At 70.1% G+C, this 13,208-nt stretch carries 16 protein-coding genes; 9 read left to right on the forward strand and 7 right to left on the reverse strand.

Annotated elements, in window-relative coordinates; genetic code table 11:
• Nucleotides 1-47 precede the first annotated feature (47 nt).
• Nucleotides 48-1,163, reverse strand: a complete 1,116-nt coding sequence (locus tag DL990_RS08445; protein WP_199746261.1) for a C40 family peptidase — start codon at nt 1,161-1,163, stop codon at nt 48-50.
• Nucleotides 1,164-1,243: 80 nt separating this feature from the next.
• On the opposite strand from DL990_RS08445, the gene DL990_RS08450 reads away from it, so the two are divergent.
• From DL990_RS08450 to DL990_RS08475, 6 genes are all read left to right on the forward strand, one after another.
• Nucleotides 1,244-2,068, forward strand: a complete 825-nt coding sequence (locus DL990_RS08450; RefSeq protein ID WP_125789028.1) for a biotin--[acetyl-CoA-carboxylase] ligase — start codon at nt 1,244-1,246, stop codon at nt 2,066-2,068.
• A gap of 98 nt (nt 2,069-2,166) precedes the next feature.
• Nucleotides 2,167-2,751: a PH domain-containing protein gene (locus tag DL990_RS08455; RefSeq protein WP_125789029.1), complete on the forward strand. Its 585-nt coding sequence runs from the start codon at nt 2,167-2,169 to the stop codon at nt 2,749-2,751.
• Nucleotides 2,751-3,683, forward strand: a complete 933-nt coding sequence (locus DL990_RS08460; RefSeq protein WP_125798309.1) for a hydroxymethylglutaryl-CoA lyase — start codon at nt 2,751-2,753, stop codon at nt 3,681-3,683. The genes DL990_RS08455 and DL990_RS08460 overlap by 1 nt, the downstream gene beginning before the upstream one ends.
• A 79-nt stretch (nt 3,684-3,762) precedes the next feature.
• Entirely contained in the window at nt 3,763-3,963 is a 201-nt protein-coding gene (locus tag DL990_RS41715) for a hypothetical protein (RefSeq protein WP_233620421.1), read from the forward strand.
• Between the two features lie 282 nt (nt 3,964-4,245).
• Entirely contained in the window at nt 4,246-5,070 is an 825-nt protein-coding gene (locus DL990_RS08470; protein WP_125798310.1) for a TNT domain-containing protein, read from the forward strand.
• Nucleotides 5,067-5,342: a hypothetical protein gene (locus tag DL990_RS08475; RefSeq protein WP_125789032.1), complete on the forward strand. Its 276-nt coding sequence runs from the start codon at nt 5,067-5,069 to the stop codon at nt 5,340-5,342. Before DL990_RS08470 ends, DL990_RS08475 begins: the two co-directional genes overlap by 4 nt.
• 10 nt (nt 5,343-5,352) lie before the next feature.
• Here the strand turns inward: DL990_RS08475 and hisN are convergent, their stop codons facing one another.
• Nucleotides 5,353-6,138, reverse strand: coding sequence for a histidinol-phosphatase (gene hisN, locus DL990_RS08480; protein WP_125798311.1), 786 nt, complete (start codon nt 6,136-6,138; stop codon nt 5,353-5,355).
• Nucleotides 6,139-6,180: 42 nt separating this feature from the next.
• Here hisN and DL990_RS08485 point away from each other — a divergent pair, with 42 nt between their 5' ends.
• From DL990_RS08485 to DL990_RS08495, 3 genes are all read left to right on the forward strand, one after another.
• Nucleotides 6,181-6,885: a response regulator transcription factor gene (locus tag DL990_RS08485; protein ID WP_034304815.1), complete on the forward strand. Its 705-nt coding sequence runs from the start codon at nt 6,181-6,183 to the stop codon at nt 6,883-6,885.
• Between the two features lies 1 nt (nt 6,886).
• Nucleotides 6,887-8,170: an ATP-binding protein gene (locus tag DL990_RS08490; RefSeq protein WP_125798312.1), complete on the forward strand. Its 1,284-nt coding sequence runs from the start codon at nt 6,887-6,889 to the stop codon at nt 8,168-8,170.
• A gap of 63 nt (nt 8,171-8,233) precedes the next feature.
• Nucleotides 8,234-8,746 (forward strand): hypothetical protein, encoded by a 513-nt coding sequence (locus tag DL990_RS08495; RefSeq protein ID WP_233599218.1) that lies wholly within the window; start codon nt 8,234-8,236, stop codon nt 8,744-8,746.
• Here DL990_RS08495 and DL990_RS08500 read toward each other — a convergent pair.
• From DL990_RS08500 to DL990_RS08520, 5 genes are all read right to left on the reverse strand, one after another.
• The gene (locus DL990_RS08500; protein ID WP_125789035.1) at nt 8,724-9,137 is read right to left on the reverse strand and encodes a hypothetical protein; all 414 of its coding nucleotides are present in this window, start codon (nt 9,135-9,137) and stop codon (nt 8,724-8,726) included. The two genes, DL990_RS08495 and DL990_RS08500, sit on opposite strands and share 23 nt — an antisense overlap.
• 4 nt (nt 9,138-9,141) lie before the next feature.
• A complete protein-coding gene (locus DL990_RS08505) occupies nt 9,142-9,774 on the reverse strand; it encodes a response regulator transcription factor (RefSeq protein ID WP_125789036.1) in 633 nt (210 codons plus the stop codon).
• A 144-nt stretch (nt 9,775-9,918) separates the two neighbouring features.
• The gene (locus tag DL990_RS08510) at nt 9,919-10,566 is read right to left on the reverse strand and encodes a response regulator transcription factor (protein WP_125798313.1); all 648 of its coding nucleotides are present in this window, start codon (nt 10,564-10,566) and stop codon (nt 9,919-9,921) included.
• Between the two features lie 414 nt (nt 10,567-10,980).
• On the reverse strand, nt 10,981-11,817 hold the full coding sequence (locus DL990_RS08515) for an NAD(P)H-binding protein (protein WP_125798314.1): 837 nt from the start codon (nt 11,815-11,817) through the stop codon (nt 10,981-10,983).
• Nucleotides 11,818-11,829: 12 nt separating this feature from the next.
• Nucleotides 11,830-13,188: an MDR family MFS transporter gene (locus DL990_RS08520; protein ID WP_125798315.1), complete on the reverse strand. Its 1,359-nt coding sequence runs from the start codon at nt 13,186-13,188 to the stop codon at nt 11,830-11,832.
• Between the last annotated feature and the right edge of the window lie 20 nt (nt 13,189-13,208).

The raw sequence follows: 13,208 nt of genomic DNA on the forward strand, positions 1-13,208 counted from the left end.
CGCCAAGGTAACCGCCGGTGCCGGGGCCAGAGGGTGGTTTGGCCGGTTCAGGCCGCGGGCCGTCCGGCGCCGGTGTAGTCGTCGCCCTTCGAGTGGTACGTGTGGATCTGGATCGCCTGGCCCTGGGTGGGCGCGTTGATCATCAGGCCGTTCCCGAGGTACAGCCCGACGTGATGGATCCGTGTCGCCGGGTTGCCGTAGAACACGAGATCGCCGAGTTTCGGTTCGCCGGGCACCTGCGGCAGCGCCCGGAACTGGCTGTCCGCGGTCCGCGGGAGCGGGACTCCGGCTTCGTCGTAGGACGCCTTGGTCAGTCCGGAGCAGTCGAAGCCCGCCGCGCCGGCGTCCGGTCCGTTGCCGCCCCACACGTACGGGAGGCCCAGCTGGCCGAGGGCGAACCGCGTCGCCTTCACGGCGGGGCTGCCGGATCGCGCCGGGTCGAGGGACAGGGTCGCGTAGAGCTGCGCGTTGCCCAGGACCCGCTGGCGGAACAGTTCGGCCTCGTTGCCCTTGCCGCCTTGGTAGCCGGCGATCGCCTTCCACCAGCCGTTGCCGCCGCCGAGGTCGGTGCCGGAAGCGCACAGTGCGCGGCCTGCGGCGACCGACGCGGAGTCGGGGTCGGTGAGCGCGGGTTTCGTGATCCCGGGGATCGACGCGCCGTGCTTCTTCCACTGCTGTGCCGACAGGCCGAGGGGGTTGTCGCCGCCGCGTCCGTGGTTCGAGCTCGCCGCGCCGACTCCGGCCAGGGTGACCCACGACAGGTGGCAGTTCGGCTGCTCGCCGCGCAGCGCCAGTTCACCGTTCGCGTAGCCGATGAGCGACTTCGCCGGGATGTCGAGCGGCCCGGCCAGTTTCGCCGCCCACTCTTCGAGCGGCCGGACGCCCTTCGGTGTCTCTTGGGCCTTGACCGGTGCGCTGACTTCGAGGACCGAGGGACCCGCGCCGCCGCCGACGGTGGCCGGATCCTGTTTGGCGGCCGGTACCGGGACCGGTTGGTTGCCGTCGGCCGGTGCCGGATCGTTGCCGCCGGCGAGCAGCCAGCCCGCCGTCGCGAGCCCCGCGACCAGCGGGAGAGCGACCAGGCCGCGCATCGCCGCGCCGTGCGCCCACGACTTCTTCTTGCTGTTTTCGGGCGCGCTCGGGGCGGAATCGGGCTCGGTCACGCCGTCCAGGTTATTGGAGACCACCTCTGCGTAACGAGCGAACGCCTTGCACGTTAGGGGGACTCTCATATTCTGGACGAATGAGTGAGACGGGAGCGCTCGACGCCGGGCGTCTGAGTGCCGCGCTGTCCGGCCGGTACGCCGCGATCCAGGTCGTGGCGAGCACCGGGTCCACCAACGCCGACCTGCGGGAAGCCGCCGCGAAGGGGGCCGAAGACCGCACCGTGCTGATCGCCGAGGAGCAGACGGCCGGCGTCGGCCGCCGCGCCAGGCAGTGGTCCTCGCCGAAGGGATCCGGCCTCTACGTCAGTGTGCTGCTGCGGCCGGACGGGGTTCCGTTCAGCAATTTGGGTTCACTTTCCGTGGTCGCGGGTCTCGCGGTCCGGGAGGTCGCCGCGAGCGTGGGTGTCGACGCCGTCCTCAAGTGGCCGAACGACGTCTTGGCCGGTCCCGGGCGCGCGAAATGCGCGGGCATCCTGGCGGAGGCCGCCGCCGGTGACGAGACCACCGTGGTCCTCGGCATCGGCCTGAACGTGCTGCCGCTCGGCGAGAACGTTCCGGCCGGGCCCGGTGGCCTGCCCGCGACCTCGCTGGCCGAGCAGGGGGCGACGGAGACCGATCGCGCCGAGATCGCCACGCGGCTGCTCACCGGTTTCGACGAGCTCGAACGCCGTTGGCGGCTCGCCGGCGGGTCGCTGGCCGAGGCCGGTCTGCTCGGGGACTACCGGCGGCATTGCGCCACGCTCGGCCAGGATGTCGAGGTCCAGCTGCCCGACGGCTCGGCGCTGACCGGCCGTGCCGCCGACATCGATCCCGCCGGCCAGCTCCAGGTCGACGTTCCCGGTGGTGAGCGGTACACGGTGTTCGCCGGCGACGTCGTGCACGTCCGGCAGGCCGGGGCCTGATCCGTGCGTCTCGATTTCCGGCGTCTCCTCTTCCACCGGGACCGTTCGCCGGTACGGTGAGCTCACCAGCGCCGAACATACTTTTGGGAGCGTCCGTCGTGGCCTATCCGGACGATTTGCTCAGCGAAAACGAGCACGTCGTGGTGCACAGTCACCCGCATTTCAAGATGCTGATCTTCCCGTTCCTCGCGCTGATCGTCACGCTCGGCGTGGGTATCTGGCTGGCTGTGATCGCGAGGGAGGCGACGGCCCCGTGGGACCTGATCTCGGAGATCGCGATCGCCGCGGTCGGGCTCGGTCTCGTCGTATGGCTCTTCCTCGCTCCGTTCGTCCGCTGGCGCACCACGCATTTCATCGTGACCACGGATCGGCTGATCGCCCGTGAAGGCGTGCTCAAGCGGACCGGGATCGACATCCCGTTGTCGCGGATCAACAGCGTCCAGTTCGAGCACGGCCTGCTGGACCGCGTGTTCGGCTGCGGCACGCTGGTGATCGAGTCCGCTTCGGACGAACCGCTGAAGTTCGACGACATCCCCAAGGTCGAGCGCGTGCACACGGTGATCTACCGCGAAGTCAACGACAACCCGTACGACGACTTCGCGCCGCCTGCCGCCGGCGCGCCGCAGCAGACCGAACCCCTGCCGCCGCAAGGGCCCCCGCCGCGCGGAAACCGGCGGCGTTGATGGGCACGCGAGAGCTGGGGCTGCCCGACCGCGTCCCGTCGGCCGCCGCGTTGCCGGAACGGGTGACGATCTGGGAGGTCGGTCCGCGTGACGGCCTCCAGAACGAGAAGTCGATCGTCCCGGTCGAGGTCAAACTCGAATTCCTGGACAGGCTCGCCGGTGCCGGGCTGACCACGCTCGAGGCGACCAGTTTCGTGAGCCCGAAATGGGTGCCGCAGCTGGCCGACGCCGAGCAGCTCTTGGCCGGGCTCGAAAAGCGCGAGGGCGTCCGGTATCCGGTGCTCGTCCCGAACGAGCGCGGGCTGGACAGGGCGCTGGAGGCCGGCGTCTCGCAGATCGCGATCTTCGCCAGCGCCACCGAGACCTTCGCCGAGAAGAACCTCAACTCGACGGTGGACGACCAGTTCGCGATGTTCGAGCCGGTCGTCACCCGGGCGCGGGCCGAAGGTCTCGACGTCCGCGGCTACGTGTCGATGTGCTTCGGCGACCCGTGGGAGGGCGCCGTCCCGGCCTCGCAGGTCGCCGGAGTGGGTAAGCGGCTCCTGGACCTGGGCTGCTCGCAGCTCTCGCTCGGGGACACCATCGGCGTCGCCACCGCGGGCCAGGTCGAGGCGCTGATCGGGCAGTTCGCCGATGTCGACGCGCTGGCCGTCCATTTCCACGACACCTACGGCCAGGCACTCGCGAACACGCTGGCGGCCCTGCGCTGCGGTGTGTCCACTGTGGACTCTTCGGCCGGCGGGCTCGGTGGCTGCCCGTACGCCGAATCGGCCACCGGGAACCTCGCCACCGAAGACCTCGTGTGGATGCTCGACGGTCTCGGCGTCGAAACCGGCGTCGACCTCGACGCGCTGGTGGCGACGAGCAAGTGGATGGCAGGGAAGCTGGGCAGGCCGAGCCCGTCCCGGGTGGTCAACGCACTCGCCGGATGAGGTTCGCCGAACTCACGGACGAGACCTGGCCGCTTTTCGAGCGGTTGTCCGGGCCCGGCGGAGTGCAGGGCGGCTGCTGGTGCGCCTTCTCCGGCTGACCGGTCCCGAGTTCGAACAGGCGGGCAAGGACGGCCGCAAGGCATACGTGCGCGGCGAGGTTGCCGCCGGGAAACCGTTGGGGCTGCTGGCCTTGGCCGACGACGAGCCGGTCGGCTGGGTCGCCGTCCCGCCCCGGCTGGACAACCCCCGGCTGGCGACCAGACCGGGGTCTGGTCGGTGACGTGCTTCTACATCGGCAGGAAGAGCCGTCGTCAAGGGGTTTCCGTCGCCCTGCTGAAGGCCGCGGTCGACTTCGCGGCCGGGAGCGGATCCGTACCACGGCACGGTGAGCACGTTCACGAAGGCGGGTTTCGCCCTCGTCGAACGTCGCCCGCCCGCGCGGGCCTTGATGCGCTTTCGGGTATCCGCCGACGAGAACGCCGGTCGGCGCTAAGGTCGTAACGCGTCCTGTCCGCTGCCTCCCCCCGTCACCGGTGGGGTTCGATTCCTTGGGGGAGGTGCGGTGACCGATCCGAGCGAGGCCGGAACGGGCCCGATCCGGCTGCCCGTCCAGTACGACGACGCCCCGACACCGCCGCACGGGGCGCGCGCTCCGTACGCGCCTTCGCCGTGGCCGCCCGCGATGGCGCCGCTGCGGGTGCCGTTCCCGCCCCGGCCCGTCGCCCCGCCGCCCATGGGGGCTTTGCGGACCGAACGGGAGAGCGTGATCGCGCTGTTCCTCGTGCACATGTTCCCCATCGGGCATCTGCCGGTCGCGATGGGGAAACCCGCGCGCCAGTTGCCGCTCCCCGAAGGCGGTTCCGGCCCGCAGGATCACCCCGAAGCGGACGTGCTGGACGATCTGGACGCGTTGTCGCACGTCAGCAGCGGCTTCCGGCGATCGCCGACGACTCCGGCCGTCGTGCCCCCGCCGGCGTTGACCAGGGGACACGACCCGTGGGGCGGAGCGTCCCAAGAGGACTGGACGGCGCGCTTCGCCGGAGAAGACGGTTATCTGTGGCCGCCCGCCGAGCTCTTTCCCGAGGGCGGCATCGATCCTGCGACGCCGACGATGCTCGAAGCCGGCACTCATCTCGACCGCTTCGGGGATCAGCACGGCCGGGTGTTCGAAGAGGACGGGACCCTGTTCCCGATGCGCTCGCTGCCGTCAGACCAGGTCACCACGTACCGGCGTTACCGCGTCGTCCGGCCGCTGCCGGTCTGGCGGTCGGTGACCGCCGAATGGTTCGGCCAGCCGGGCGGCGGGGTGCGCTTTCGCGCGGTGCTGGGCGCCGATGAACTCGTCACGCTGGGCTTCCTGGCGGACGTCACGGGGGAGGTTCGGTGAACACGGGGACGATCTTGCGGTGGCTGGCCGCGCTGGGTGTGCCCGCCGAGGTGGTCTCGGTCGGCGCGGAGACGGACAACGCCTGGTGCCTCATGCGCACCGAGGAAGAAGACGCCGAGCCAGCCTGGGAGGTCTTCTGGCGTGAGCAGGGCAACCGGTACGACTGGGCGCGGTTCACCAGCGAACAGGTCGCCTGCCACTACCTCTTCGGCCGCCTCGCCTGGTCTCAGGTCGCGCGCGGCGCGGTCGGCCTGCTGCCCGGGGCGCAGTGACTCCGCGCGTTCAGCGCTTCAGGATCGCCAAGACCTCGTCGTGGACCAGGCCGTTCGTCGAAAGCGCCGAGCCGTTGTCGTAGCGCGCCTCACCGTCGAGGTCGCTGAACCGGCCACCGGCTTCGGTGACCAGCACCTGGGCAGCCGCGACGTCCCACGGGTTCACGATGCATTCCGCGGTGACGTCGAGCGCGCCCTCGGCGACCAGGCAGTGGTGCCAGAAATCGCCGAAAGCGCGGCTTTCCCAGCACGCGTCGACGAGGTCGAGGTACTTCTCGCGTGAGTGGTACTCCGACCACGAGTTCAGGTCCGTTGTGGACAGATACGCGTCTTCGAGGGACGCGACCTTCGACACCGAGATGCGGCGCTCACCGGCGGAGTCGCTCATCCAGGCACCGTCGCCGGTGGCGGCCCACCAGCGGCGGCCGAGCAGGGGCGCGCTGATCATGCCCACGACGGGGTCGCCGTCTTCGACCAGCGCGATCAGCGTCGCCCAGACCGGGACGCCGCGCAGGAAGTTCTTGGTCCCGTCGATCGGGTCGAGCACCCAGGCGCGGCCGGTCGCCGCGGTGCCGCCGCGTTCCTCGCCGAGCACCGCGTCTTCCGGCCGGTCCGTGGCGAGGATCGCGCGGATGGCGTCTTCGACGGCGGTGTCGGCGTCGGTCACCGGCGTCCGGTCGGGTTTGCGCTCCACGGCCAGGTCGAGCGCGCGGAACCGGGCGGTGGTGATGGCGTCGGCGGCGTCGGCCAGCCGGGTGGCGAGTTCCAGATCATTCTCGTAGCCAGGCACGGTCACGATGCTTTCACGCCCGGCAGTCGTAGAGTTGGCCAGGTGAGCATGGTGCTACTCGCCGAGGACGACCCGGCCATCGCCGATCCGCTTTCCCGCGCACTCCAGCGGGAGGGGTATGACGTGCGTGTCGTCGGCGACGGTCCCGCCGCTCTCGACGCGACCGAGAGCGATCGGGTGGACCTGCTGGTCCTCGATCTCGGCCTGCCCGGAATGGACGGGCTCGAGGTGTGCCGCCGCCTGCGCGCCAGCGGCACCGAGGTGCCGGTGCTGATGCTCACCGCGCGCACCGACGAGGTCGACTTCGTGGTCGGGCTCGACGCCGGCGCGGACGACTACGTCGCCAAGCCGTTCCGGCTCGCCGAACTGCTGGCCCGCATCCGGGCGCTGCTCCGCCGCCGGGCCCCCGACGTGCTCGAAGCCGGGGGAGTGCGGATGGACCTCGGTGCCCGGATGGTCACCGTGGACCTGCACGAGGTGCAGCTGGCGAACAAGGAGTTCGAGCTGCTCCGGGTGCTGATGAGCCGCGCGGGCCAGGTGGTCAGCCGCGACGAGATCCTCGCCGAGGTGTGGAACGACCTCGAATCGAAGACCTCGAAGACCCTCGACATGCACATGTCGTGGCTCAGGCGGAAGCTCGCGATCGCGGCCGACGAAGCCGCCGGTCGAGCGGGTAAACCCGGCGGGAACGGCGACGGCGAACGGCGGATCGCCACGGTCCGCGGCGTCGGCTTCCGCTTCAACGCGGAATAGCATGCGCCGTCGCATCCTGCTGGCGATCCTGCTCGCCGTCGCGGTCACCGCGGCGGTGCTGGGCATCCCGCTGGGGATCACCGCCTGGCAGCTGGTCGAGAACCTCAACCGCGAGAACCTTGCTTCCTCGGCCCGCGGGATCGCGGCGACACTGGACAACGAGATCGCCGTCGGCCAGCCGATCAACCTCGACCTCGTCCGGGTCGCCGTCCCGCAGGGCGGTTTGCTGACCGTCCGCGCGCAGGGGCAGATCGAGAAGCGGTACGGCTCCGACCCCGGTTCGGACGTGGTGTCCGAGCGGGCGCCGATCGCGTTGCACGGCGAGGTCGAGCTGGCCGTGCCCGCCGGGCCGATGCGCACTCGCCAGACTCAGGTGACGCTGCTCGTGCTGTTGCTGGTCGTGCTGTCGGTGGGCACCGGAACGGTGGTCGCGACGGTGACCGCGCGAAGGCTCGCGAAACCGCTGAGACACGTCGCGGATCGCGCGGTCAAACTCGGCGGCGGCGACTTCCGGCCGGATCCCAAGCGCTACGGCGTCGGCGAGCTCGACATGGTCGCCGAAGCGCTCGACGCGTCCGGTTCGGCGCTCGCGCAGCTCGTCCAGCGGGAACGCCAGCTCGTCGGCGATGTCTCCCACCAGCTGCGGAGCCGGTTGACCGCGTTGCAGCTGCGGCTCGAACCACTCACCGTCTACCCCGACCAGGACGTCGTCGACGAGGCGAAGGCCGCGCAGGAACAGGCGGACCGGCTCGCCGAGGCCCTCGACGAGCTGCTGGCCGCCGCGCGGGCGGCGCGGGAGGTGGTCGCGGAGCCGGTCAGCCTGCAGGAAGTGCTTCCCGAGGTCTCCGAAGAGTGGCGACAGCTGCTTCGCGCCGAAGGCAGGCATCTGCGGATCCGGGTCACCGACGGGCTGAGGGCGAGGGCGACGCCGGGCCGGTTGCGCGAGGTCGTCGGCGTCCTGCTCGACAACGCGCTCCGCCACGGCGCGGGTACGGTCACGCTCGCCGCGCGGCGTGGCGACACCGAGGGCACCGTCGTCATCGAAGTCGCCGACACCGGCTCGGGCGTGCCCGACGAGCTGGCGCCGCACATCTTCGAACGCGGCTTCTCCGGTGGCGGCTCGACCGGTGTCGGGCTCGCGCTCGCCCGCGCGCTCATCGAGGCCGACGGGGGACGGCTGGAGCTGTCGAGCAAGCAGCCGGCGGTGTTCAGTCTCTTCCTGAAGGTGCCCCGGCCGGGCGATGTGGCCGAAGTGCGCTGGCCGGCCGAGCGGGTCCCGCGCTAAGACCTCCCGAAGGATCTCCCGATCGGGCGATGCCGAGGAAGCGCGCCGACCTACCGTCGGGGGGTGCGTGCGACGGCGTTCCGGTACCGCCCACCGGTGAGTCCGGTGGCCGCGGCGACCCTGGAGATCGGCAAGGTGGCGATCTCCGTGCGGTTGTCCTTCGACGGCGCTCTGTACGCGTGCCGCAAACCGCCCGGCGTGGTGGAACGGATGGAGGCCGAAGCGCTGGACCTGCTCTCGAAGGGGCTGTTCGTCAGCGGGATCGATACCTCGGTCGCGACCGTCACCGGAGCGGCGGGCCACCGGTTCATCCAGGAGAGCGCGGTGTTCCAGCCGCCGGACAGCCGGCTCTACCGGGGCAGGTGCGGGGTCGGCGCCAGCCGGAACGGGCTGACGTTGACCGGGATGATCGGTTACCGGCTCGAAGTCCGCGCGGGGTGGGCCGGCCGGGCGGGTGACTGCGGGCCGCCCGGAACGGCCGCCGAATGGGCCGAACTCTTCGGCGGGCAGCTGGCGTCCATCGGCGGAGTGGTCCTGCGGCGGTCCTCGCTGCTCAGTCTCGGTACTCCGCCGTGACCGTGACGACGAAGGCCGCCCTGGCGGGCAGACCGAGGCTGACCCACAGCCCGGTCGGATCGGTCTCCCCGAGAGCCATCCGCAACGGCTGCTCGCCGACCATGAGGAACTCGGCCCCGAGCAGCGCCCGCAACGACCGGCCGAGCAAGGTGTGCTCGTCCCGGACCTTGTCCGCCCGCGCCGTGACCAAATAGGACAGTTCGCACCGCTTCGCCCGCACGGCGCCGGTTCCCGGGCCGGCGCCGTGCAGGGCGAAGAGGAACAGATCGACGCTCGACACCCGCGTCTCGGTCTGCCAGGTGGGTTTCGGCGGATCCAGCCGGACCACCGTCCCCTCCGGCAGATGAGGCGCGATGAGCAGGCACAACGCCTCGTCGACCTGGGTGATCACGGGGTCAGATCAATCCCTCACGCAGTGCGTACGCCACCGCGTGCGAGCGGTTCCGGAGCTGGAACCGGTTGGTCACGTCGTGCAGGATGCTCTTCACCGTGCGCTGTGAGTAGCAGAGCTGATCGGCGATCTCCTGCGTCGAGAACCCCGACGCGACCAGTTTGAGCACCTCGGTCTCCCGGCTGCTCATGCCACCGAATTGCAGGCCGCGCGGCTGCAGCACCTGGCGTTGCAGCCGTGAGACCCGGTGCAGCAACCTGCCGAGCAGGTCGGGCGGCAACGCGCCTTCCCCGGCCGCGGCCGCCTTGATCAGCCGGACCAGGACGTCGGCGCCCGCCTCGGAACGGCGGGCGACCGCGCAGACGCCGTGCTCGATGGCGCTGAGGATCTCGTTGTCGTCGACTTCACCCGCGACGAGCACGATGCGGGTGAACCCCTGGTGATGCAGTGCGGACAGCAGCTGCGTCATCGCCTCGTCGAGGCGGTCGGTGACCAGGAGGGCCACCATCGTCGGGTCGGCGGTCTCCCCGTCCACCAGCCAGACATCGTCACGGGAGCGGAGCGTCATGCAGACGCCGTTGTGCAAAATCGGATCGGTGGCGCGGACGACCACTGGCGTCCGGTTCGGTTCGAACATGTGATTCCCATTCCCCTCGAACGGTGCGAGGGTCCCACCCCTCGCACTGCTCACCCTGCCGGGTGAGGTGTCCCGGGCGCATGGGACTCCGGTCCCGACATTGCCCGAAAAGCCGCCCTTATCGGGGTTTTCAAATTCCGCTTTTCAACGACCCAGCCCGGCTTCGCGGGCGCGCACGATGGCTTCGGCGCGGTCGGCGACGTGGAGTTTGCTGAAGACGTTGGAAATGTGGTTCCGCACGGTCTTCGGGCTGAGACACAAGGTGCTGGCGATGGCGGTGTTGCTGTGCCCGCCCGCGATGAGCGAAAGGACCTCTCGTTCGCGGACGGTCAGTTCCGGGAACACCGTGTCCGTACTCGGCTGAGTGTGGTTGAAGAAGCCGAGAACCCGCGTCGCGATGTCGGGCCCGAAGATCGCTTCGCGCCTCGCGACGGCGTGAACGGCACGGATGATTTCGTCGGGCTCGGCGTCTTTGAGCAGATATCCGCGGGCTCCGGCACGCATCGCGGAGAAAACCGATTCGCTTTCGTCCGCCATCGTCAGCATCAGCACCCCGACGCCGGGCCGTTCGGCGACGATGTGCCGGGTCGCTTCGGCGCCGCTGATGTCGGGCAGATGCAGATCCATGACCACGACGTCGGGCGCGAGGGCGCTCGCCGCGCTGATCGCGTGCGCGCCGCTCGCGGCCTCGCCGACCACGTCGATCCGCGGCTCGTTGGCGAGCAGCGTGCAGACCCCGAACCGGAACAACGGATGGTCGTCGACCACGAGCACGCTAAGGCGTTCGTTCATCTGGTTCCCCCTGTCTCCCCGACGCGGCACGTTAGCGAGAGGGCCGGACGTGGACAACGCGTGGTCCGGACAGCGGACCGGCGAGAATTAAACGCCTGATGAGTGTCGCGTATCGCCGGGATACGCCCAACCCATTAACCCTTTCGGCGCAGTGTTGGGTCACAAGTACGCGAAGGAGTCGCGGGCGGGTGGTAGCAAAGGTCCCTTGCTCTCGCGCCTGTCCCTCCCGCCCGTACCTCCCGCTCGCCGCCGATGCAATGAAAGGCTCCTTCCTTGCAAAATTTGCAAGGAAGGAGCCTTTCATTGCACGCGTGACCGTGAAGGCCTCCTTCCCTACTCTGAAGGTAGGGAAGGAGGCCTTCACGGACTCAAGAGCCAGGCGACAGCAAAGGTCCCTTGCTCCCTTTCCGCAGGTCAGGCGAAGGCGGCGGCGTGCTCGCGGGCCCAGTCGGCGAACGTCAGCGGCGCCCGGTCGAGCAGTTCGCGCACGGTGTCGAACACGATCTCCTCATTCCCGGCGGACTGCCGTTTGAGCTCGAACATCCCGTCGACCGCGGAAGCGGGCCAGCCGTACCCGAGCATCCGAGCCCGAGAATCGGCTTCGGGCTCTTCGACGTACGTCAGCCGCCGCCCGAGCGCGTCGCCGAGGATTTCGACCTGCCGCCGCGTCGTGAGCGCTTCGCCGCCGGTGATCGGGTACGTCCTGCCCGCGTGCCCGTCGCTGGTCAGCACGGTCGCGGCGACTTCGGCGATGTCGCGGGCGTGCACCAGCGCGGACGACGGATCGCCCTCGGGGACGCGGATGACCCCGTCGCCGCGGACGGCGTGCAGCCACGCGAACCGGTTGTCCATGAAGGTGCCGGGTCGCAGGATCGTCCAGGCCGGCCCGGCTTCGCGCACGGCCTGTTCGGCCTCGGCGTGCAAGAGGGAGATCGGGTCGGTCTGTCCGAAGTGGACTCCGGTGGTGGAGAGTTTGACGACGTGCGCGACACCGGTGGCGGCCTCGAGCACGGTGCGTTCCTGGGCGAGCGGGTCCGAACCGTGCCCGGAGGTCAGGACGAACACGCGGTCGACGCCATCGAGCAGTGCCGGGTCGAAGGCGTCGAGATCGCCGGCGGCGACCTCGGCACGCGGATCGATCCTGGCGCGGGCGGGGTCGCGTGTCAGGGCACGCACGCGGGCGCCCTTGTCCAGCAGGGCGGGAACCAGTTCGCGGCCGATTTTGCCGGTGGAACCGAGTACGAGGATCATCGAAAGACTCCTTTAGTGGTTGCGCCGCAAGGAAACGCGCGGCAGGAAGAGGGAAGCGGCGAGTCCGATGGCCAGTGCGGGGACCATTGCCCGGAACACGCCGCCGAGCGCGGACGCGTATCCGGCGGGACTGTCGTCGGTGAACGCCTGCGTGAACACCGCGCCGAAGACGGTCAACCCGGCCGTGGTGCCGAGTGAACGCAGGAAACCGACGGTCGCCGAAACGGCGCCGAGATCGGTCCGGGCGACGTCCTGCTGGGCCGCCATGGAAAGCATCTGCATGTTGAGCCCGGCCGCCGCGCCGAACAGGACGAGATAGGCGACGACGAGCGGCAGCGGCGTCGTTTCGTCCATTGTGGACATGGCGAGGGCGGCGGCGAGGCCGAGGGTCATGCTGAGGATCGGCGCCCAGCGGTAGGCGCCGGTCTTGGCGATGATCCGGCCCGCGACCATCGACGACGCGGCGACCGCGAGGGTCATGGGCAGCAGCAGGAGTCCGGCTTCCGAAGGTCCGGCGCCGCCCGCGGTCTGCAGGAAGAGCGCCAGGTAGTTGACCGAGCCCAGGAAGACGAACCCGGCCGCCGCACTGGCCAGGACGCTCAGGCTGAACATCCTGGCGCGGAAGAGCCGGAGCGGGATGATCGGTTCGGCCGCCCGGCGTTCGATGACCAGGAAGGCGACGAGCAGTACGGCGCCGATCGACGCCGAAAGCGGCGTCGCCAGGGTCAAGCCGACGATCGCGCCGGACAGCACGACGATGCCCGCGAAGTCGAACGGCGCGGTCTTGCGGCGTCGTTCGAGCCGCAGGAATCGCGCGACGATGCCGAACGCGACCACCCCGATCGGCACGTTGACCCCGAAGATCGATCGCCAGCCGGCGAGGTCGGTCAGGACGCCGCCGACGACCGGGCCCGCCAGCGAGGACCCGGCGAAACAGATCGAGAACCAGGCGAAGTAGCGGGCGCCTTCGCGACCCGGGAACAGTTCGCCGATGATCGCGGCGACCGCGACGAACAGGCCGCCGGAGCCGACGCCCTGCAGGACGCGGGCGGCGATCAGCAGCGGCATCGTCGGCGCGAGCGCGCAGGCGAGGGAGCCGAGGACGAACAACGCGATCGCGACGAGCACGACGCGCTTGCGGCCGAAGAGGTCACCGAGTTTTCCGTAGACGGGCGCGCTGACGCTGCCCGCCAGCAGGTAGGCGGTGGTGACCCAGGCGAACGACGTCGCGCCGCCGAGTTCGCCGACCATGCGCGGTAGCGCGGTCGCGACGACCTGGGCGTCGAGCATCGCCAGGAACACGGCGGCGAAGAGCCCGACGAGGGCAAGGGTGTTTCGGGCGCGCGGAGGCGCGCCGAGAGCGGTGCTCAAGAAAAGATCCGTTCACTGGA

This window comes from Amycolatopsis sp. WAC 01416, from assembly GCF_003947485.1.
Taxonomy (GTDB): domain Bacteria; phylum Actinomycetota; class Actinomycetes; order Mycobacteriales; family Pseudonocardiaceae; genus Amycolatopsis.